Genomic DNA, 20,835 nt, shown 5'->3' with positions numbered 1-20,835 from the left:
GGAGGTAGCCCGCACCGTGGCCCAGTACATCTACGTCCTGGAAAAGGCGCGCAAGGCGCACGGCGACAAGGTCGTGCTCGACAACGTCACGTTGAGCTTCCTGCCGGGAGCCAAGATCGGTGTGCTCGGTCCGAACGGCGCCGGCAAGTCCAGCCTCCTCAAGATCATGGCAGGGCTGGACAAGCCGAGCAACGGCGAGGCCCGGCTCATGCCCGGCTACACCGTCGGCATGCTCGCCCAGGAACCCCCGCTCAACGAGGCCAAGACCGTGCTCGGCAACGTCGAGGAGGCGGTCGCCGAGACCAAGGCCAAGCTGGAGCGGTTCAACAAGATCGCCGAGCAGATGGCGACCGACTACTCCGACGAGCTGATGGAGGAGATGGGCAAGCTCCAGGAGGAGCTGGACCACCTCGACGCCTGGGACGTCGACTCCAAGCTCGAACTGGCGATGGACGCGCTGCGCTGCCCGCCGCCGGACGCCGACGTGACCCAGCTCTCCGGTGGTGAGCGCCGCCGGGTCGCGCTCTGCAAGCTGCTGCTGGAGGCGCCCGACCTGCTGCTGCTCGACGAGCCCACCAACCACCTGGACGCGGAGAGCGTCTCCTGGCTGGAGCAGCACCTGGCGAAGTACGCCGGCACCGTCATGGCGATCACCCACGACCGGTACTTCCTCGACAACGTGGCCAACTGGATCCTCGAACTGGACCGTGGCCGCACCTACCCGTACGAGGGCAACTACTCCACCTACCTGGAGAAGAAGGCCGCCCGGCTGGCCGTCGAGGGCCGCCGCGACGCCAAGATGAAGAAGCGCCTCACCGAGGAGCTGGAGTGGGTCCGCTCCAACGCCAAGGCCCGGCAGACCAAGTCGAAGGCCCGCCTCGACCGGTACGACGAGATGGCCACCGAGGCGGAGAAGACCCGCAAGCTCGATTTCGAGGAGATCCAGATCCCGCCGGGCCCGCGCCTGGGCAACACGGTGATCGAGGCGAAGAACCTCAGCAAGGGCTTCGGTGACCGGCTGCTGATCGACAACCTGTCGTTCTCGCTGCCGCGCAACGGCATCGTCGGCATCATCGGCCCCAACGGCGTCGGCAAGACCACCCTGTTCAAGACCATCGTCGGGCTGGAGGAGCCGACCGCCGGGTCGGTGCGCGTCGGCGAGACGGTCTCCCTGTCGTACGTCGACCAGAACCGCGAGGGCCTCAACGGCGACAAGACCGTCTGGGAGGTCGTCTCCGACGGGCTGGACTACCTGATGGTGGGCAAGGTCGAGATGCCGTCGCGGGCGTACATCGCCGCGTTCGGCTTCAAGGGGCCGGACCAGCAGAAGCCGACGAAGGTGCTCTCCGGTGGTGAGCGCAACCGGCTCAACCTGGCGCTGACCCTGAAGATCGGCGGCAACGTGATCCTGCTCGACGAGCCGACGAACGACCTGGACGTGGAGACGCTGTCCAGCCTGGAGAACGCCCTGCTGGAGTTCCCCGGCTGCGCCGTGGTCATCTCGCACGACCGGATGTTCCTGGACCGTGTCGCCACCCACATCCTGGCCTGGGAGGGCGACGACCAGGACCCGTCCAGGTGGTTCTGGTTCGAGGGCAACTTCGAGGCGTACGAGAAGAACAAGATCGACCGCCTCGGCGCGGAGGCCGCCCGACCGCACCGGGTGACGTACCGCAAGCTGACCCGCGACTGACCGGCGGAGACGGTGTCTGACCGGTTCGTCTACCACTGCACGCTGCGCTGGTCCGACCTGGACGCGTACGGCCACGTCAACAACTCGCGCTTCCTCACGCTGTACGAGGAGGCGCGGGTGGCGTTGATGTTCGCCGGCGGCCGGGCCTGGGGGGTCGGCTCGTTCGCCGACGGGGTGGTGATCCGCCGGCACGAGGTCGACTACCTGCGCCCGGTCGACTACGCGTTGGGTCGGGCCACCGCGGAGGCGGCGCCCACCGTCCGGATCGAGTTGTGGGTGGAGGAGATCCGGGCCTCCCGGTTCACCGTCGCCTACGAGCTGTACGACGGTGAGGTGCTGGCCAGCCGCGCCCGCTCGGTGCTGGTGCCGTTCGACCTGACCCGCCAGGTGCCCCGGCGGATCACCGCGGAGGAGCGGGAGTTCCTGCTGACGTACGCGCCGCAGGGCGGGGGTGTGCGATGACCCAGCCGGGTGCGGCCGGGTCGGGGCGGGCGGCGGCGTCGACCCCGACACACGGGGTCGCCGGGGTGGCGGACGCCGGTGCCTTCCTGGCCCGGCTGGTCCGGCTGGATCCGCTCGCGCCGGTCCGGCTGCGGCCGGCCGGCGGCCCCGGCCGGGTCGCCCTGTGGGCACGGCTGCCCTGGCAGGTCCTGGTGGTCCGCACGGTGGCCGGTGGGCCCGCCGACGATGTCACCGTTGCCGCCGCCGACCTGCTGGCCGAGCTGGAGCGTGGTGGTGTGGCCCTGCCCACCCGCCGCGACGCGCAGTGGCGGTGGCCGCTGCCGCCGGCGCGGAGCAGGCAGGTGGAGGCGCTGCCCGTCGTCGAGCTGCGCCGGATCGCGCAAGCGGCGGCGGGCACCCTGCGGACGGCTAGCCAGCAGGGAGTGGCCGGCCGCGCGGTGGGTCAGCGTGCCTTGCGCGACGCGTTGCTCGACCACGTGGCGGTGGTGGTCACTCCCGACGCGACGCCCGCCGCGCCGGTCGAGGTGCCGCAGCGGTTGGTGCAGGCGGTGGTCCGGATGGGCTTCCTCGGCGCTGCTGACGGCCCGGCTGCAGGCCCCGGCGAGCCCACTGTTCAGGTGCGGGTGGCGGGTCGGTGGGTCGGCCTGGTGGGACCATACGGAGCCGCGTGGTCGCAGAAGGCCACGGATCTTGCCGTGACACCCCTGGGTACTCGTCCGAACGGATGACCCCGGCTCATTCTTCTGGGCTGGGGCGGTCGTTGGGGGGGTGCTTCAACTCGGCTGTCCGGGTACCGTCCATCCTCGGATCCAACGCACCGTAGGCGGCTGGATCCGCTGGGGAGTGAGGTGCGCGAGCGATGCCGTGGTGGTCATGGCGCCCCGGTCCCGCCGACGGCGGCGATCCGGAAACCCGAAGCGGGATCACGATGGAGAGCGCGGTCCGAATCGGGCCGCCCAGCCCTCGCCAGCCGGGGGACGACTGCCCGGCCAGCGAGCGGCCCGCGCTGGCGGAGATGCCCGCCACCGTCGAGCCGGTGAGTCTGCGCCGGGTCTGCGACGCACTCGACCTGCTCGACGTGCGCTATCTGGCCGACGGCGACGGCAACCTGCTGGCCATGTGGGAGCGGCACGCCGTGCTGGTCACCCTCGAAGGGCCGGAGGACGAGATCCTGGTCATGCGGGCACGCCCACACGCCACGGTCCCGCCGGACTGGGCCGACCGGGCGTACCGGGTGGTCAACGAGTGGAACCACACCCGCCGGTTCTGCAAGGCGTACATCGGCGACCCGACCGAACGTGGGCAGTTGCCGATCTACGCGGAGCTCCAGGTGCCACTCGGCGCCGGCACCCACGACGCGCTGTTGGTCGAGATGCTCGACTGCGGCGCGGCGGTGGCCACCAGCTTCGTGGACTGGCTGCACGACGAGGGCGCACTGCTCTGACGCTGCGCGCGCCTCGGGCGGGTCAGACGCCGGTGGCCGGGTCGTCCTCGACGTTGACCATGAAGTACGCGGCCCGCTCCAGGTAGTCCCAGAGCGTCGCGGCGATCTCCGGCTCCAGGTCGAGCCGATCCACCGCGCGGCGCATGTTCCGCAGCCAGGCGTCCCGCTCGGCCGCGCCGATCCGGAAGGGCGCGTGCCGCATCCGCAACCGAGGGTGGCCGCGCTGGGCGGAGTACGTGTTGGGGCCGCCCCAGTACTGCATCAGGAACAGGGTCATCCGATCCGCGGCCGGCCCCAGGTCCTCCTCCGGATACATCGGCCGCAGCAGGGGATCGGTGGCGATACCGGCGTAGAACTCGTCGACCAGCCTGCGGAAGGTGGGCTCGCCGCCGACCGCTTCGAAGAGGGTCATCGACGCACCAGGACGGTCGGATTCACCTGCGGGGTTCACCGTTCCATCCTGCCAGGTGCTCTACGGGCCGGCTCGACCCCTTCGGCGTGCGTCGGATCACGCCGGGTCGACGGGCCCGAATGGCAGGGCGCTGACCCGACCCGTCCGGATCGGCCGCGACGCCACGGATCAGGTGACCGCGTGGCGGCGGTGGCCCTCGCCGGAACGCGGCTCAGGAGCGCTGGCCGTGCCCCCGTCGTCGGGGCGACCCATGGCGCGTGGCGTCTCGGCGTTGGCCGCCGCGGCTGCGGCGATCGCGTCGTCCACCGTCTGCCGGTCCGGCCAGCTGAGCGCGGCCACCGCCATGAGCACCACGCCGGCCGCGCTCCAGAGCCCGACCACCACCGGGATGGGGATCCGCTCGGCGAGTAGCCCGGTGACCAGCACCGCGAGCCCTTGGATGACCTGGACACCGGTGGCCATCACACCGAAAGCGCGGGCGCGGAAGCCGTTGGGCAGGGCCTGGACGAACAGCCCGTTGGCCATCGGCAGCATGCCGGCGACCGCGAACCCGCAGAGGGCGGCCAGCAGTGCCACCACCAGCGGTGGCGGGTCGAGCAGCGACGGCACCAGCACGAGCGGGGCCAGCACCGCGAGCGGCCGCATCAGCTTCATCCGGCGGGCCGGCGCGAAGAGCCGACTCACCAGCAACCCGCCGAGGATGAAACCGATCGGGTTGGCCACCATGATCACCGCTTGGGCCGCACCCCGGTTCACGTCGTCCCTGGCGCCTTCGTTGGCCCAGGCCGCAGCGAGGCCTTCGGGGACGATCGAGAAGAGCATGGCGCTGAACACCAGCACGGCGATCGCCCGCAACACCGGAGTGCCGAAGACGATGGTGAACCCCTGGCGGGTCTCCCGCAGCAGGTGGCTGCGGTGCGCGGGGGCCATGGACGCCGGCCGGTGCCGTACGCCGAGGCGGACGAGCAGCGCCGAGAGGCCGAACGTCGCCGCGTTGAACAGCAACGCGACCTCTGGGTTGATCGAGGCGACGGCGGCGCCGAACACGTACCCGATGATCTGGGCGGCCTGCCCGACGCTGCTGTTCAGTGACAGCCCGAGCACCAGCCGGTCCCCGGCGAGCATCTGCGGCATCAGCGCGGACTTCGCCGCCTGGCTCGGCGGGTTGGCCAGCGTGGCGGCGAAGATCAGCACCAACACCGCCTGGTACGGCAGGGTCGGGATGGCGATGAGCAGCATCAACGCCATCCGGATGAGGTCACACGCCACCATCACCCGTCGGTACGGGTACCGCTCGGCAAGGGCGGCGAGCACGGGACCGCCGAGCAGCCAGGGCAGGAAGCTGACCGCGAAGGCCGCCGCGGAGAGCGCGACGGACCGGGTCTGCTGGTAGACCAGCAGGGTGACGGCGGCCTTCGCGACGTAGTCGCCGACCCAGGAGAGAGCGCCAGCAACGAAGACGGCCCGAAACTCGCGCTGGGCGAACACCTCGCGGAATGTGGCTGGGCCTTCCACGGAAGGTCGCTCGTCGGGCACCGTCGCCTCCATCGGCCCCGGATTGGCCGCTCGTGGCAGCCCTGCCGGAAGCACTCGTCAGATCTGCCGGATCGGCGAGGATGTGATCACGTTCCGGCGGGAACGCATGCCCCGGATTCTGCCCGATCGTCTGACAACTAGCTAGGGCGAACGGATCGATCGTCGCTTCCCCGACTGAACGAACGGACGATACCTGAGGGGCCGGCTGGCTCGCGACCCCTGCATCGGTGGCCAGTGTCGCTGGGTCAGGTGGCGCCGCCCTGACCAGTCTCGTTGTCCGACAACGGCCGGGTCGGCAACCCGGGAAAGATGCGGGCGGCGGCGATCTGCGCGGTGATCCCCGAGTTCTCCAGCGCCTCCGCGAGCCGCCGACGCAGCTCCCGGCCCACCGCGAACTGCCCGTCCGCGGTCGTCTTCACCACCGTCCGGATGACCGCCCCGTCCACAGTCACCTGCTCGACACCCAGCACCTCCGGCGCCTCGACGATCTCCGGCGACAGCTCCGGGTCCACCGCCAATGAGGCCGCGGCGGTCCGCAGGACGGCGGTGGCCTCCTCGGTGCTGTTGAAACCGATCGGCAGGTCCACCACCACGAGGGCCCAACCCTGGCTCTTGTTGCCCACCCGGATGATCTCGCCGTTGCGGATGTACCAGAGCACCCCGCGACCGTCGCGCACGGTGGTGACGCGCAGACCGACCGCCTCGACCACACCCATCGCCTCACCCAGGTCGACGTTGTCACCCACGCCGTACTGGTCCTCGATGAGCATGAAGAGGCCGGCGATCAGGTCCTTGACCAGGCTCTGCGCGCCGAAGCCCAGCGCCACGCCGGCGATCCCCGCGCTGGCCAGCAGGGGAGCCAGGTCGAAGCTGAACTCGCGCAGGATCATCAGCAGCGCGATGCCGAAGACGAACGCGGTGGTCAGGCTGCGCAGCACGGAACCGATCGCCTCGGCCCGCTGCCGTCGCCGCTCGGGCACGAACTCGGCCGGGTCGACCGCAGCGCTCGGCACCCGTTCGCGCAGGGGACGCAACATCGTCGGCACCGCACCGTCGGTGGTCGTCCGGACCAGCCGGTTGATCGTCCGGTGCACCGCCCAGCGGGCCACCATCGCCAGTGCCAGGATCAGCAGCACCCGCAGCGGCTTGAGCAGGATCCAGTAACTGCCCTCGGCGAACCAGGCCGACCTGGTCAGCTCGTACAGGAATTCGCAGGAGGTGCTGCCCTGGCAGTTCACCGAGACGGTGTCGGACAGGGCGAGGGGCGTCACGCTGGCGGCACTCACCCTGTCTTCGTACCGCAAGAGGGCCGAGGGTCCGTCGCCGACCCACCGGCCGGGTGACCTACCGCCGAGGGGATGGCCGGAACGGGGCGAACCGGCCATCGTGACAGGTGCGGTAAAGAGCTTCATGAGGGACCCCGGATTAGTACGTGCAATCCGGGGTCCGATCAGGGACTATTGGCGCAACGGACGTCGGTGATCGGCCCGGCGTCGCCCGGGCGGGCCGTCGTGCCCTGCCCCGGTCGGCGGCGGTTCGCAGCAGCCGCTGAACCGGGAGGGTGAGCGCGATGCCTGACATACGACCCACGGTGGGCTCCGGCGCGTTGGTCCTCAACGCCACCTACGAGCCGCTGTGTGTCGTGTCGGTGCGTCGCGCCGCGATCCTCGTCCTCTCCGCCAAGGCCGTCTGCGTCGCCGACGGCGACGGCATCCTGCACAGTGCGCGCGACGCGCTCCCGGTGCCGTCAGTGGTCCGGTTGACGCGCTTCGTCCGGGTGCCGTACAGGACGCACGTCGGGCTGTCCCGGCGGGCGATCTTCGCCCGGGACGGGTGGCGGTGCGCCTACTGCCGGGGCCCGGCCGAGACCATCGACCACGTCTTCCCGCGCAGCCGGGGCGGTCGGCACGCCTGGGAGAACGTGGTCGCCGCGTGCGCCCGCTGCAACCACACCAAGGGTGACAAGACCCCGGCCGAGATGGGGTGGCGGTTGCACGCGCTGCCGACCGCGCCGAAGGGCACCGCCTGGCGGGTCCTCGGGCACCGCGCCCCCGACCCTCGTTGGGCCGACTGGTTGGATCTGCGCGAGCCCGAGGCCGCCGCCTGACCCCGAACGGCGCGGTCCGGCCACCCGGCTCACCCGTGCTGGTCTGTCGCCTGCCCTCACCCTGGACGCGCCTTGACCAGCGACGCGAAGACCACCACGTTGTCCGAGTAGCCGGTCTCACCGCCGACCCACCGGCCGCCGCAGGTGATCAGCCGCAGGCTCGGGCGGCTGAAGTCGCCGTACACCTCGTCAACCGGCAGTCGCCCCTTGTCGAACCGCTCCACCGAGTCCACCTCGAAGATCGCCACACTCTGGTCGGTGCGGGTGACCTCGATCTGGTCGCCGGAGCGCAGTTCGCGGAGCTGGTGGAAGACCGCCGGCCCGCTGGTGGTGTCGACGTGCCCGACGATCACCGCCGGGCCGTACTGGCCGGGGGTCGGCCCCTGGTCGTACCAGCCGGCCTCCTGGGCGCGGGCCGCGTCCGGCACGGCGATGGTGCCGTCCGGGGCGATGCCCACGTCGTGCACCGGGGCCTGTAGGTCGATCTTCTCGATGGCGAGGCTGGTCGGGCGGCTCGACGACAGCACCGGAAACTTCTTCGGCGGCGGCCGCAGGCCGGCGCTGATCCGGTCCGGCAACAGGCTCACGCCGGTCACCTGCTCGACGCCGAGCATCGCCACGATCAGCACCATCAGCGCGGCGACGGCCAGCACCGGCAACCCCGGGCCGGTACCGAAACGGCGTCGGGCCAACGGCGACGGCGCTCCGGCCGGGCGCCGAGGTGGCAGCGGCTGGGCGGCCGGATCGGTGGTGGCGACGCTGGCCGACCCGGCCTGCCCGGCGACCCGACGCAGCCGGCGGGACGCGCGGGCCACCAGCCGGCCGGACGCGCGCAGCGCCGGCCCGGCCCGGAGGCGGGCGCGGCGGTCCGGCCGCGCACGCGCGGATCTGCGGGTCATGGGTCGTCCGGCTCAGGAACCGGCTCCGGTCCGGCGCCGTCCGCCCGCCATGCCGAGCGCGATGGCGGTGCCCACCAGCGCCACGCCGCCGAGCACCAGCAGCGAGCCGGTACCGCGACCGCCGGCCGTACCGCCGCCCCCGGTCGCCGGTCCCTTGCTGGGTGAGGCCATGTTCAGCACGGTCAGCGTGGTCGAGGCTGCCTGCCCGTTCTCACAGCGCAGGTCGACCTGGTAGTCGCCGGCCGGCTTGTCCCGCGGGATGGAGGCCTGCGCGGTCAGGAACCCCCGGTCCGGCCTGAGCGTCACAGACCCGAACGCGTCGGAGTGCACGCTCGCCTGCCGGCTGTTGTTGTCGTTGTCGCAGTTCGCCCGGATGGTGACCCGACTACCGGCTTGGGCGCTGTTCGGTGTCACCTCGACGAAGGTGTTCTCGCCGGCACGCGCCGGGGCGGCCGACATCAGCACGAACGCCCCGATCAGCCCCACCAGTGTCAGTACGGACGAGAGCGCGCGATTGACAGTGCGGATTCCCTGCATGATTACCCCCCAACCGGCGACGACCGCCGGAACCCTCCCCTGGGCACGCGGGCTGCTTTCCCGCTGGCGTGGGGGCAAACCCGCAGGCGGGCAGGGGTGGGTCAGCGTTGACGCGGGGTGGCCTGGGTCGACGGGAGCGGGGTGATCGGCTGCCAGCCCAGCGGGGAGGAGAGGACCATCGTGCTCGACGGCTGGCCGTACGGGGCGAGCCGGTCGATGACCCCCTCGAACGCGCCGATCGACCCGGCGGCCACCTTCAGCATGCTGCACGCGTCCCCGGTGATCCGGTGGATCTCCAGGATCTCCGGCCAGCCGGCGACCGACGAGTCGTGCAGGATGCACCGCGCGCCGTAGCAGGACATCCTGATCAGGGCGACCACGGTGCGACCGGCCCGGTTCAGGTCGACGTGGGCGTGGTAGCCGGTGATGACGCCGGACTCCTCCAGCCGGCGAACCCGCTCGGCGACCGCCGGTGGTGACAGGTGCACCCGTCGGGACAACTCGCTGAAGGAGAGCCGCGCATCGGCCTGCAACTCGCGCAGCAGCGCCCAGTCCATGTCGTCCACGCTCAGACCTTACTTTCGTGAACCGACTTCGCCTAGTTGCCTTTGGTTCGCCAGAAGATGGCGACGAGAGCCGTTGATTCGGCATTCCACAGGCCGATCCGGCCGCGGGATCATGACGTCGGCCAGTCCGGGGGAGGGAAACGAGATGGTGGATCAGACGGAGCGGCGGGCGCCGAACCGCCGCGCCACGGTGCGACCGGTGACCCCCGTGCAGCGTGCGCAGCAGGCGGAACGCACCGGCGGCGAGCCGACGCTGGAGTTCGCCGACATGGTGCCGTACGACGCGTACGTGCAGGCCAGCGCGCTGCACAAGATGCAGCACCCGCTCAGCAGCGACCCGGGCGAGATGTCCTTCCTCATGGTCAGTCAGATCATGGAGCTGTACTTCGGGTTGACCTGCCACGAGCTGCGGGAGACCCAGCGGTTGATCCGCGCCGACGAGGTCTGGGAGGCGCTGGCCCCGTTGCGCCGGGCCAAGCTGCACCTGGAGGGGCTCAACGCCGCCTGGCTGGGCCTACGTTGGATGAGCCCGGCCGACTTCAACCGGTTCCGCAACCTGCTCGGCGAGGCCTCCGGCTTCCAGTCGGCCATGTACCGGCAGTTGGAGTTCCTGCTCGGGCTGCGCGACCCGACGCTGATCCGACCGTTCCGTCGGCAGACCGAGGTGTACGCCGCGTTGACCACCGCATTGGCCGCCCCGAGCCTCTGGGACGACGTGGTCGGGCTGCTCGCCCGGCGCGGCTTCGACCTCCCGGCCGACCTGCTCGGCCGGGACGTGGCCGTCGAGCACGATCCGCAGCCGTCGGTCGAGGCGGCCTGGGTGCGGATCTACGACGACACCGCCCCGGACAACCACCTGCGAATGCTCGGCGAGGCGTTGAGCGCGGTGGCCGAGGAGTTCGGCGACTGGCGCTGGAACCACGTCAAGGCGGTGCAGCGGACGATGGGTGCCAAGGTCGGCAGCGGAGGCTCCGCCGGCCTGGCGTGGCTGCAACGCAGCATGGCCCGGGTGGTCTTCCCGGAGCTGTGGTCGGCCCGCACCGCGATGTGACCGGAGAGCGAGAGATGCACACCCCTGCCCAAGACGCCCACCGCCTCGCCGGAGGCGAGGCCGAAGCCCACCGCCTCGCCGGAGGCGAGGCCGAAGCCCACCGCCGGGACGAGGCCGACCCCGGCCACCGGCACCTGTTCCACGTGCCGCCGGCCGACGGCGGTGACCATCCCGAGTCGGCGTACCTCGCCGGTAACTCGCTCGGCCTGCAACCCCGGGCCACCCGCGACGAACTCCTCGCCGACCTGGACGCCTGGGCGCGGCTCGGCGTCGAGGGGCACGTCGAGGCGGAGCGCGCCTGGCTGCCGTACCACGAGCTGTTGACCGGGCCGGCCGCGCGACTTGTCGGCGGCCGGCCCGCGGAGACCGTGGTGATGAACTCACTCACCGTCAACCTGCACCTGCTGATGGTGAGTTTCTACCGCCCGGCCGGCGTCCGCACCCGCATCGTCATCGAGGACTCCGCGTTCCCCTCGGACAGCTACGCCGTGCGCAGCCAGGCCCGGTTCCACGGTCTGGACCCGGACGACACAGTGGTCCGGCTGCGCCCGCGCGACGGCGAGACCTCGCTGCGCACCGAGGACGTGACCGACTACCTGGCCGCCGAGGGCGACCGGGTGGCTCTGGTGCTGCTCGGCGGGGTCAACTACCTCACCGGTGAGCTGCTGGACATCCCGGCGATCACGGCTGCCGGGCGGGCGGCCGGCGCGGTGGTCGGTTGGGATCTGGCCCACGCGGTCGGCAACGTGCCGCTGGCCCTGCACGACTGGGACGTCGACTTCGCGGCCTGGTGCTCCTACAAGTACCTGAACGCAGGGCCGGGTGCCCTGGCGGGCGTCTTCGTGCACGAGCGGCACCTCGGTGATCCGGACCTGCCCCGCTTCGAGGGATGGTGGAGCACCGCGGCGGCCACCCGGTTCGAGATGACCCCGGTTTCCCGACCACCGGCCACTGTGGAGGCATGGCAGATCTCCAACCCGCCGATCTTCGCGATGGGCCCGGTCCGCACGTCGCTGGAGCTGTTCGACACGGTCGGCATGCCAGTGTTGCGGGCCCGCAGCCGGCGACTCACCGGCTGGTTGGAGTCGCTGCTCGACGAGGTCGTCGTCGGCCGGCCACTGCGCGTGGTCACGCCGCGCGACCCAGAACGGCGTGGCTGCCAACTCTCGGTGCGCATCGGGGCCGGCAGCGCCGCCGAGCTGACCAAACGCCTGCGGTACGAGTACGGCGTCATCGCCGACGCCCGTGAACCGGACATCATCCGGTTCGCTCCGGTGCCGCTCTACTCCACGTACCTCGACTGCTGGCGTGCCGCTGCCGCGCTGGCGGCCGCTGTCGGGCAGGAGCCATCATGACCGTGCGACGCGACGAGATCGCGATCATCGGTGCCGGGCTGGCCGGCTGTCTGGCCGCCTGTTTCCTGGCCCGGCGGGGCTATCCGGTGGCTCTCTACGAGCGCCGCGCCGACCCGCGCGCCGGCACGGCCGAGCGGGGCCGCTCGATCAACCTGGCGCTCTCCGAGCGCGGCCTGGACGCGCTGCGGCGGATCGGGCTCGCCGAGCAGGTCATGACCGACGCGCTGCCGATGCGGGGTCGGATGATCCACCCGGTCGAGGGGGAGCAGCAGTTCCAGTCGTACAGCGCGGCCGGCGACCGGGCGATCAATTCGATCAGCCGGGGCGCGCTGAACAACGCCCTGTTGGACGAGGCCGCCGCGCTGCCCGGGGTACGGGTCGTCTTCGACCACCGGCTGGTAGGGCTCGACCCGACCGACGGTTCGCTGAGCTTCGACACCCCGCAGGGCACGGTCGCGGCCAAGGCGTCGGTCGTGCTGGGCGCCGACGGCGCCGGCTCCGCGGTGCGTGGGCAGTTGCTCGCGTACGGGCTGCTGGACGAGAGCGTGGACTTCCTCGACTACGGCTACAAGGAGTTGACGATCCCGCCGCTGGGCGGGGACTTCGCCCTGGAGCCGGACGCGCTGCACATCTGGCCGCGTGGCACCTCGATGATGATCGCCCTGCCGAACCCGGACCGCTCGTTCACCTGCACCCTGTTCTGGCCCAACGACGGCGCCGGCAGCTTCGCCTCGCTGACCGGCCCGGCGGAGATCGAACGGCACTTCGCCGAGCACTACCCGGACGTCGTCCCGCTGGCCCCGAACCTGGTCGACGACTACCAGCACAACCCGGTGGGCGTGCTCGGCACGGTCCGCTGCACGCCCTGGCAGGTCAACGGGAACGTCGGCCTGCTCGGGGACGCGGCGCACGCGATCGTGCCCTTCTACGGTCAGGGCGCCAACTGCGCGTTCGAGGACGTGGTCGAGCTGGACCGTTGCCTGGACGAGTGCGCCGACGACTGGGCGGCGGCGCTGCCGCTGTTCCAGCGACGCCGGCAGGAGAACGCCGAGGCCATCGCCACGATGGCGCTGACCAACTTCGTGGAGATGCGGGACAAGGTCGCCTCGCCGGTCTTCCAGGCCCGGCGGCGGGTGGAGCACGCCCTGGAACGCGCCCTGCCCGGCCGGTACGTGTCGCAGTACGAGCTGGTGTCGTTCTCCACCACCCCGTACGCCGAGGTGCGCCGCCGGGTGCGCCGGCAGCACCGGGTGCTGGGGGCGGTCGTCGGCGGGGCCGCGCTGCTGCTGGTCGGCGCGATCGGCGCGGCACTGAGCCGAGGGAGGCAAGAATGACCGGCCGGTGGGATCCGCGACTGATGGCCGGCCACGCGCCGGCGGGCCCGCAGCGGCTGCGCAACTTCGTCGCCGGTGAGTTCGTCGACGGCGGGCCGACGTTCGCGAAGGCCAGCCCGGTGACCGGCGAACAGGTCTTCGAGGTGGTCGAGGCGTCGAAGTCCACCGTGGACGACGCGGTGGCCGCCGCCCGGGCGGCGCTGCGCGGCCCGTGGGGCCGGATGGGCGAGCGGGAACGGGCCGAGGTGCTGCGCCGGGTCGCCGACGAGCTGGAGCGCCGCTTCGACGACCTGGTCACCGCCGAGGTCGCCGACACCGGCAAGTCCATCTCGCAGGCCCGCACGCTGGACATCCCCCGTGGGGCGGCGAACTTCCGGGCGTTCGCGGAGATCGTGGCGACCGCGCCCACCGAGTCGTTCACGACTGTCACACCGACCGGCGGCCGGGCGCTCAACTACGCGTTGCGCAAGCCGGTCGGTGTGGTCGCTGTCATCGTGCCGTGGAACCTGCCGCTGCTGCTGCTCACCTGGAAGGTGGCCCCGGCGCTGGCCTGCGGCAACGCCGTGGTGGTCAAGCCCAGCGAGGAGACGCCCGCCTCGGCGACGCTGCTCGCCGAGGTGATGGCCGCCGCAGGTGTACCGGAGGGCGTGTTCAACCTGGTGCACGGGTTCGGGCCGGACTCGGCGGGGGAGTTCCTCACCCGCCATCCGGGCGTGGACGCGATCACCTTCACCGGCGAGTCGGCCACCGGCGGCGCGATCATGCGGGCCGCCGCCGACGGCGTGAAGGCGGTGAGCTTCGAGTTGGGCGGCAAGAACGCCGGCCTGGTGTTCGCCGACTCCGACCTCGACGCCGCGGTGGCCGGCTCGGTGCGGTCCAGCTTCACCAACGGCGGTCAGGTGTGCCTCTGCACCGAACGCATCTACGTGCAGCGCCCGGTCTTCGAGGAGTTCACCGCCCGGCTGGCGAAGAGGGCCGGCGAGCTGGCGTACGGCTGGCCGACCGACGAGGCGACCGCCACCATGCCGCTGATCTCCCACCAGCATCGGGCGAAGGTGCTCGGCGCGTACGACCTGGCCCGGGCCGAGGGCGCCGAGGTGCTGACCGGCGGCGGCACGCCCACCTTCGGTGACACCCGCGACGGCGGTTCGTACGTGCAGCCGACGGTGCTCACCGGGCTCGGTCCGGACGCCCGCACCAACCGGGAGGAGATCTTCGGGCCGGTGGTGCACGTGGCGCCGTTCGACACCGAGGACGAGGCGTACAGCCTGGCCAACGGCACCGAGTACGGCCTGGCGGCGACCGTGTGGACCCGGGACGTGGGTGTCGCGCACCGGGCCGGCGTCCGGCTGGACGCCGGCATCGTCTGGGTCAACACCTGGTTCCTGCGTGACCTGCGGACCCCGTTCGGCGGGGTGAAGGCGTCCGGCATCGGCCGGGAGGGTGGCGTGCACTCGTTGAACTTCTACTCCGAACTCACCAACGTCTGCGTGGACCTGTCGTGAGCCGTAGCGAGGGAGCGGGCAATGGAAGCTGACATCGAGGCCGCCAACCGGGAGCTGGCCGACGCCCGCAGCACCGGCAAGCCGTGCCCACCGCTGCGCGGGCGGCTGCTGCCGGAGGGGGACGTCGAGTCCGCGTACCGCGTGCAGCAGCTCCAGGCGCGGGCCTGGCAGGGCCGTGGCGAACGTCGGGTCGGCGCGAAGATCGGGCTGACCTCCCGGGCGGTGCAGGAGACCTTCGGGGTGTTCCAACCGGACTTCGGCATGCTGACCGACGCCATGGCGGTCGGCGACGGGGTCGAGGTGCCCATCGACCGGCTGCTCCAGCCGCGGGTCGAGGCGGAGATCGCGTTCGTGCTCGACAAGGACCTACCGGACCCGCAGATCACGACGGTCGACCTGATCCGCGCCGTCGACCACGTGCTGCCGGCGATCGAGATCGTCGACTCACGGATCGCCGGCTGGGACATCTCCATCGTGGACACCGTTGCCGACAACGCCTCCAGCGGGCTCTTCGTGCTCGGCACCACACCACGTCGGCTCGCCGACGTCGACCTGCGGCTGTGCGGAATGGTGCTGGAGCACGCCGGTGAGCCGGTTTCGGTGGGAGCCGGCGCGGCCTGCCTGGGCAACCCGCTGCACGCTCTGAACTGGCTGGCCGGCACCCTCGCCCGCGCCGGTGACCCGCTGCGCGCCGGGGACGTGGTGCTCTCCGGGGCGCTCGGCCCGATGGTCCCGGTCACCCCGGGGGCCGCGTACGAGGCACGGATCTCCGGGCTCGGCTCGGTGCGCACATCCTTCAGTGACAGGGGCGAACAGTGACCACTGACGTGGCGGTGCTGGGATCGGGAAACATCGGGACCGACCTGATGATCAAGGTGCTGCGGCTGAGCGACAGCCTGCGCATCGTGGCGATGGCCGGCATCGACCCGGCCTCCGACGGCTTGGCGCGGGCCCGCCGGCTCGGCGTCGCCACCACCGCCGAGGGCGTCGAGGGGCTCGTCGCGATGCCCGAGTTCGCCGACGTCGAACTGGTCTTCGACGCCACCTCGGCCGGCGCCCACCGACGTCACGACGAGGTGCTGCGCGCACACGGCCGTACGGTGGTCGACCTGACCCCGGCCGCGCTCGGCCCGTACGTGGTGCCGCCGGTCAACCTCGACGAGCACCTGCGCGAACCGAACGTCAACATGGTGACCTGCGGCGGGCAGGCCACGGTGCCGATCGTCGCCGCCGTCCGTCGGGTCACCCCGGTGGCGTACGGGGAGATCGTCGCCTCGATCGCCTCGAAGTCCGCCGGTCCGGGCACCCGGGCCAACATCGACGAGTTCACCGAGACCACGGCCCGGGCCATCGAGGTGGTGGGCGGGGCCGAACGGGGCAAGGCGATCATCGTGCTGAACCCGGCGGACCCGCCGCTGCTGATGCGGGACACCGTCTACTGCCTCTGCCCGGACGCCGACGCCGACACCGACGCCATCGCCGCCTCGGTGGCCGACATGGTGGCGACGGTGCAGGAGTACGTCCCCGGTTACCGGCTCAAGCAGGACGTGCAGTTCGACCGGGTCGAGGCGTACCTGCCGACGCTCGGGCGGCAGCTCACCGCGTTGCAGGTGTCGGTCTTCCTGGAGGTCTCCGGAGCCGGGCACTACCTGCCTGCGTACGCCGGCAACCTGGACATCATGACCTCCGCCGCGCTGCGTACCGCGGAGCGGTTGGTTGCCCTGCGGTCGACGGGAGCGGTGGCGTGACCGACCTCTACATCCAGGACGTGACGCTGCGCGACGGCATGCACGCCATCGCCCACCGGTACACGGTCGACCAGGTGCGGACGATCGCCGCCTCGCTGGACGCCGCCGGGGTAGCCGCCATCGAGGTGGCGCACGGCGACGGGCTCGCCGGTTCCAGCGTCAACTACGGCCACGGCGCGGCCAGCGACGCCGAGTGGATCTCCGCCGCCGCCGAGGTGCTGACCACGGCGAAGCTGACCACGCTGCTGCTGCCCGGCATCGGCACCATCGCCGACCTGAAGGCCGCCAAGGCGCTCGGCGTGACCAGCGTGCGGATCGCCACCCACTGCACCGAGGCGGACATCTCCGCCCAGCACATCTCCTGGGCCCGGGAGAACGGCATGGACGTGGCCGGGTTCCTGATGATGTCGCACATGAACGATCCGGCCGGGTTGGCCGGGCAGGCCAAGCTGATGGAGTCGTACGGCGCGCACTGCGTCTACGTCACCGACTCCGGCGGCCGGCTGCTGATGTCCGACGTGGCGCAGCGGGTCGACGCGTACCGGCAGGTCCTCGCACCAGAGACGCAGATCGGCATCCACGCGCACCACAACCTGTCGCTCGGGGTGGCCAACAGCGTGCTCGCCGTCGAACACGGCCGGGTCACCGGCTCCGCGCCGGCCGGCCCGGACGCAGCCCACGGCCGGACGGTCCGCGTCGACGCCTCCCTCGCCGGCATGGGCGCGGGCGCCGGCAACGCCCCACTGGAGGTCTTCGTCGCGGTCGCCGAGCTGCACGGCTGGAAGCACGGCTGCGACGTGTTCGCGCTGATGGACGCGGCCGACGACATCGTCCGCCCGTTGCAGGACCGGCCGGTCCAGGTAGACCGGGAGACGCTCTCCCTGGGGTACGCCGGGGTCTACTCCAGCTTCCTGCGGCACGCCGAGCGGGCGTCGGCGAAGTACGGGGTGGACGTCCGGTCGATCCTGGTCGAGTTGGGCCGCCGCCGGATGGTCGGTGGCCAGGAGGACATGATCGTGGACGTCGCACTCGACCTGGCCGGCAAGGAGCAGGCGGCGAGCGCGAGGAGTGAGCCGGGTTTGCGAGCCCCGCAGTCGCGAACGAAAGGTGGCGCAGCATGATCGGACCGGACATCGCGGGAATCGCCGAGAAGTTGGGGGCAGCGGCCGACACGGCCACCGCGATCCCACAGCTCGCCGCCGAGACCGGCCTGGACGTCGACGCCGCGTACGCCGTGCAGGCCGCGCTGCTCCAGCGCCGCGTCGACGCGGGTGAGCGGCTCGTCGGGCTGAAGATGGGGCTGACCAGCAGGGCGAAGATGGCCCAGGTCGGCGTGGACGAGGTGATCTGGGGGCGGCTCACCGACGTGATGCGGGTGCCCGACGGTGGCGTGGTGGACCCGTCCGCGTACATCCACCCCCGGGTCGAGCCGGAGGTGGCCTTCCTGCTGGACCGGCTGCCCGAGCCCGGTGAACCGGTCGGCGACTTCGCCGACGCGGTCCGCGCGGTCGCCCCGGCCATCGAGCTGATCGACTCCCGGTACGCGGACTTCCGCTTCTCGCTGCCGGACGTGATCGCCGACAACACCTCCGCCGCCGCGTTCGTGATCGGGCCGTGGTCGCCGGTGCCGGCGGGCCTGGACAACCTGGGCGTCCTGCTGGAGGTCGACGGACGGGTCGCGCAGGTCGGCTCGACGGCCGCGATCCTCGGTGACCCCCGTCGGGCGCTCGACGAGGGCATCCGACTGGCCGGCCGGCACGGGGTGCGGTTGGAGTCGGGTTGGGTCTTCCTGGCCGGCGCGGCCACCGCTGCCGTTCCGCTGCGTCCGGGCACGCATGTCCGCGCCGTCGTCGAGAAGCTCGGCACGGCGTCGCTGCGGGCTGCGTCGTGAGCGCGGTGGTGGGGGTTCCGGGCGGCCCGACCGTGATCGGTGGCGTGGGGGTTCCGGGCAGCCCGACCCTTATCGGTGGCGTGGGGGTTCCGGGCAGCCCGACCGGCTCCGGGCGGTCAGGCTTGATCCCTGCGCCGGTCGGGCTGCCCGGAACCCCTGACCTGGTCGCGGTCCGCACGGCGGCGCCCGGGGGAGGGTTGTCATGAGTGTCGATGGCGCTCGGGTGGTGGCCGGCAAGGCCGTTCCTCGGGGGGCGTTTCCGCACGTCAAGGTGGCGGGTGGGTTCGTCTTCGTCTCGGGTACGTCGTCGCGTCGGCCGGACAACAGCTTCGCCGGTGTGTCGGTCGACGAGTTCGGTACGACGAACCTCGACATCCGGGCGCAGACGCGGGCCGTGATCGAGAACATCGGCGATCTGCTGCGGTCCGTCGGCGCGGACCTCACCGACCTCGTGCAGGTGACGTCGTACCTGGTCAACATGAACGATTTCGGTGGTTACAACGAGGTGTGGGCGGAGTTCTTCGACGCGTCCGGACCGACCCGCACCACGGTGGCGGTGCACCAGTTGCCGCACCCGCACCTGCTCATCGAGATCCAGGCCGTGGCCCTTCTTCCTGCGGGAGGTCAGTCGTGAGTGAGATCGCCGAACCGTTCAGCTTTCCCGGTTGGATCGCGGACAACCAGCACCTGTTGAAGCCGCCGGTGGGCAACAAGGAGATGTTCCCCGGCGGGGACGACTTCATCGTGATGGTGGTGGGCGGGCCCAACCAGCGCACCGACTTCCACGTGGACCCGTACGAGGAGTTCTTCTACCAGGTGAAGGGCAACATGCACATCAACCTGGTCACCCCGGAGGGGCCGCGTACGGTGCACGTGCGCGAGGGTCAGATGTGGATGTTGCCGCGCAACACCCCGCACTCGCCGCAGCGGCCGGAGGCCGGCTCGATCGGTGTGGTCGTCGAGCGGGTCCGTGAGGAGGGCACGCTGGAGACGTTCCAGTGGTACTGCCCGGAGTGCGGCAACAAGGTGCACGAGGTGGAGTTGCAGGTTCGCGACATCGCCGCCGACCTGCCGCCGGTGTTCCAGGCGTTCTACGCCGACGAGGCGGCGCGTACCTGCGCCAACTGCGGCACGCTGCACCCGGGCAAGGGCTGATGCGCGCAGGTGTGGTCGACGTGCACACGCACGTCGTACCGAAGGGGTGGCCGGACCTCGGCGCGGCGTGCGGTGGGTCCGGCTGGCCGTGGCTACGGGTCGACTCCGAGCGCGCCGCCATGATCATGGTGGGGGAGACGGAGTTCCGCCCGGTCGGCGCCGAGTGCTGGGACGCGTCCCGCCGACTGGCCGACATGGACGCCGACGGCGTGGACGTGCAGGTGGTCTCGCCCACGCCGGTCTTCTTCAGCTACGACCGCCCGGCCGACCAGGCGGTGAAGGTCGCCCGGATCTTCAACGACCTGACCCTGGAGGTCACCGCCGCCGGTGGCGACCGACTGGTGCCGTTCTGCCAGGTGCCGCTCCAGGACCCGGACGCCGCCTGCGCCGAACTGGATCGCAGCCTGGCCGCCGGACACGTGGGTGTGGAGATCGGCAACCACGTCGGCGACCGGGATCTGGACGACGAAGGTGTGGTCACCTTCCTGCAGCACTGCGCCGAGGTGGGTGCGCCCGTCTTCGTCCACCCGTGGGACATGCCGGACGGTCCGCGACTGGACCGCTGGATGGCCCGTTGGCTCACCGGGATGCCCGCCGAGACGCACCTGTCGGTGCTGGCGATGATCCTGGGCGGCGTCTTCGACCGGGTGCCCGAGTCGCTGCGGATCTGCTTCGCGCACGGCGGTGGCAGCTTCCCGTTCTGGCTGGGCCGCGCCGACAACGCCTGGCACCGCCGGGGCGACCTGGTCCGTGGCGCGTCGGTCGCCCCGCCCAGCAGCTACGTCGACCGGTTCAGCGTCGACTCGGTGGTCTTCGCGGCGCCCGCGCTGCGGCTGCTGGTCGACACGATGGGGGAGGACCGGGTGCTGGTCGGCAGCGACTACCCGTACCCGCTGGGTGAACGTCCGGCCGGTGCGGTGGTCCGCGACGCCGACTTCCTCACCGACACCCAGCGCGACAAGATCTCGTCCGGCAACGCTCTGCGCTTCCTCGGCAAGGTGAAGGATCCCGCACCCGTGGCGTAAGCAGATCTTGGACAGTTTCCGTTCTCGCGTAACGGAAACTTTCCAAGATCCGCGGGCCGGCGTGGCGTAGAACCACGCCGGGGTCCGGTTGGTCCGTTTTCGGGCGGCAGCGCGT

The 20,835-nt window shown here is 71.4% G+C and carries 22 protein-coding genes; 16 read left to right on the top strand and 6 right to left on the bottom strand.

Translation table 11 applies throughout. The features are described 5' to 3' along the window. Nucleotides 1-16 precede the first annotated feature (16 nt). From ettA to O7614_RS27340, 4 genes are all read left to right on the top strand, one after another. The gene (gene ettA / locus O7614_RS27355) at nt 17-1,693 is read left to right on the top strand and encodes an energy-dependent translational throttle protein EttA (RefSeq protein ID WP_278141289.1); all 1,677 of its coding nucleotides are present in this window, start codon (nt 17-19) and stop codon (nt 1,691-1,693) included. Between the two features lie 12 nt (nt 1,694-1,705). After that, a complete protein-coding gene (locus tag O7614_RS27350; RefSeq protein WP_278141288.1) occupies nt 1,706-2,155 on the top strand; it encodes a thioesterase family protein in 450 nt (149 codons plus the stop codon). After that, entirely contained in the window at nt 2,152-2,883 is a 732-nt protein-coding gene (locus O7614_RS27345) for a hypothetical protein (protein WP_278141287.1), read from the top strand. The genes O7614_RS27350 and O7614_RS27345 overlap by 4 nt, the downstream gene beginning before the upstream one ends. Before the next feature lie 131 nt (nt 2,884-3,014). Then, nucleotides 3,015-3,599, top strand: coding sequence for a YbjN domain-containing protein (locus tag O7614_RS27340; RefSeq protein ID WP_278141286.1), 585 nt, complete (start codon nt 3,015-3,017; stop codon nt 3,597-3,599). 22 nt (nt 3,600-3,621) lie between these two features. Here O7614_RS27340 and O7614_RS27335 read toward each other — a convergent pair whose 3' ends face one another. The 3 genes from O7614_RS27335 to O7614_RS27325 form a co-directional block, all read right to left on the bottom strand. After that, on the bottom strand, nt 3,622-4,011 hold the full coding sequence (locus O7614_RS27335; protein ID WP_278141285.1) for a globin: 390 nt from the start codon (nt 4,009-4,011) through the stop codon (nt 3,622-3,624). A 168-nt stretch (nt 4,012-4,179) separates the two neighbouring features. Further along, entirely contained in the window at nt 4,180-5,559 is a 1,380-nt protein-coding gene (locus O7614_RS27330; RefSeq protein WP_278141284.1) for an MFS transporter, read from the bottom strand. Nucleotides 5,560-5,792: 233 nt separating this feature from the next. Beyond that, nucleotides 5,793-6,851 (bottom strand): mechanosensitive ion channel family protein, encoded by a 1,059-nt coding sequence (locus O7614_RS27325; RefSeq protein WP_278141283.1) that lies wholly within the window; start codon nt 6,849-6,851, stop codon nt 5,793-5,795. A gap of 266 nt (nt 6,852-7,117) precedes the next feature. Between O7614_RS27325 and O7614_RS27320 the strand changes: the two genes are divergently transcribed. Continuing rightward, nucleotides 7,118-7,654 (top strand): HNH endonuclease, encoded by a 537-nt coding sequence (locus O7614_RS27320; protein ID WP_238685452.1) that lies wholly within the window; start codon nt 7,118-7,120, stop codon nt 7,652-7,654. A 56-nt stretch (nt 7,655-7,710) separates the two neighbouring features. On the opposite strand, the gene O7614_RS27315 is transcribed toward O7614_RS27320, so the two are convergent. The 3 genes from O7614_RS27315 to O7614_RS27305 all read right to left on the bottom strand — a co-directional run bounded on the left by O7614_RS27315 (nt 7,711) and on the right by O7614_RS27305 (nt 9,656). Beyond that, nucleotides 7,711-8,490, bottom strand: coding sequence for a class F sortase (locus tag O7614_RS27315; RefSeq protein WP_278142393.1), 780 nt, complete (start codon nt 8,488-8,490; stop codon nt 7,711-7,713). 75 nt (nt 8,491-8,565) lie between these two features. Beyond that, nucleotides 8,566-9,090: a hypothetical protein gene (locus O7614_RS27310; protein ID WP_278141282.1), complete on the bottom strand. Its 525-nt coding sequence runs from the start codon at nt 9,088-9,090 to the stop codon at nt 8,566-8,568. A gap of 101 nt (nt 9,091-9,191) precedes the next feature. Then, a complete protein-coding gene (locus O7614_RS27305) occupies nt 9,192-9,656 on the bottom strand; it encodes an Lrp/AsnC family transcriptional regulator (protein ID WP_278141281.1) in 465 nt (154 codons plus the stop codon). Nucleotides 9,657-9,804: 148 nt separating this feature from the next. Here O7614_RS27305 and O7614_RS27300 point away from each other — a divergent pair, with 148 nt between their 5' ends. From O7614_RS27300 to O7614_RS27250, 11 genes are all read left to right on the top strand, one after another. Beyond that, entirely contained in the window at nt 9,805-10,707 is a 903-nt protein-coding gene (locus O7614_RS27300) for a tryptophan 2,3-dioxygenase family protein (RefSeq protein WP_278142392.1), read from the top strand. A gap of 14 nt (nt 10,708-10,721) precedes the next feature. Next, complete coding sequence (gene kynU, locus O7614_RS27295) at nt 10,722-12,062, top strand: kynureninase (RefSeq protein WP_278141280.1); 1,341 nt, start codon at nt 10,722-10,724, stop codon at nt 12,060-12,062. Beyond that, nucleotides 12,059-13,396 (top strand): NAD(P)/FAD-dependent oxidoreductase, encoded by a 1,338-nt coding sequence (locus O7614_RS27290; RefSeq protein ID WP_278141279.1) that lies wholly within the window; start codon nt 12,059-12,061, stop codon nt 13,394-13,396. Before kynU ends, O7614_RS27290 begins: the two co-directional genes overlap by 4 nt. A 23-nt stretch (nt 13,397-13,419) precedes the next feature. After that, entirely contained in the window at nt 13,420-14,901 is a 1,482-nt protein-coding gene (locus O7614_RS27285) for a 2-hydroxymuconic semialdehyde dehydrogenase (protein ID WP_278142391.1), read from the top strand. Nucleotides 14,902-14,922: 21 nt separating this feature from the next. Further along, complete coding sequence (locus tag O7614_RS27280; RefSeq protein WP_278141278.1) at nt 14,923-15,720, top strand: fumarylacetoacetate hydrolase family protein; 798 nt, start codon at nt 14,923-14,925, stop codon at nt 15,718-15,720. Beyond that, a complete protein-coding gene (locus O7614_RS27275; protein WP_278141277.1) occupies nt 15,717-16,649 on the top strand; it encodes an acetaldehyde dehydrogenase (acetylating) in 933 nt (310 codons plus the stop codon). The genes O7614_RS27280 and O7614_RS27275 overlap by 4 nt, the downstream gene beginning before the upstream one ends. Then, nucleotides 16,646-17,770 carry a 4-hydroxy-2-oxovalerate aldolase gene (gene dmpG / locus O7614_RS27270; protein WP_278141276.1) on the top strand — a complete coding sequence of 375 codons (1,125 nt, stop codon included), beginning with the start codon at nt 16,646-16,648 and terminating at the stop codon, nt 17,768-17,770. Before O7614_RS27275 ends, dmpG begins: the two co-directional genes overlap by 4 nt. Next, on the top strand, nt 17,767-18,540 hold the full coding sequence (locus O7614_RS27265) for a fumarylacetoacetate hydrolase family protein (protein WP_278141275.1): 774 nt from the start codon (nt 17,767-17,769) through the stop codon (nt 18,538-18,540). The genes dmpG and O7614_RS27265 overlap by 4 nt, the downstream gene beginning before the upstream one ends. Nucleotides 18,541-18,742: 202 nt before the next feature. Next, entirely contained in the window at nt 18,743-19,174 is a 432-nt protein-coding gene (locus O7614_RS27260) for a RidA family protein (RefSeq protein ID WP_278141274.1), read from the top strand. Then, nucleotides 19,171-19,695: a 3-hydroxyanthranilate 3,4-dioxygenase gene (locus tag O7614_RS27255; RefSeq protein ID WP_278141273.1), complete on the top strand. Its 525-nt coding sequence runs from the start codon at nt 19,171-19,173 to the stop codon at nt 19,693-19,695. Before O7614_RS27260 ends, O7614_RS27255 begins: the two co-directional genes overlap by 4 nt. Continuing rightward, complete coding sequence (locus tag O7614_RS27250) at nt 19,695-20,720, top strand: amidohydrolase family protein (protein WP_278141272.1); 1,026 nt, start codon at nt 19,695-19,697, stop codon at nt 20,718-20,720. Before O7614_RS27255 ends, O7614_RS27250 begins: the two co-directional genes overlap by 1 nt. The last annotated feature ends 115 nt before the right edge of the window (nt 20,721-20,835 follow it).

It is taken from the genome of Micromonospora sp. WMMD961 (genome assembly GCF_029626145.1).
GTDB lineage: Bacteria > Actinomycetota > Actinomycetes > Mycobacteriales > Micromonosporaceae > Micromonospora.
This window is presented reverse-complemented; position numbering and strand designations above follow the sequence as displayed.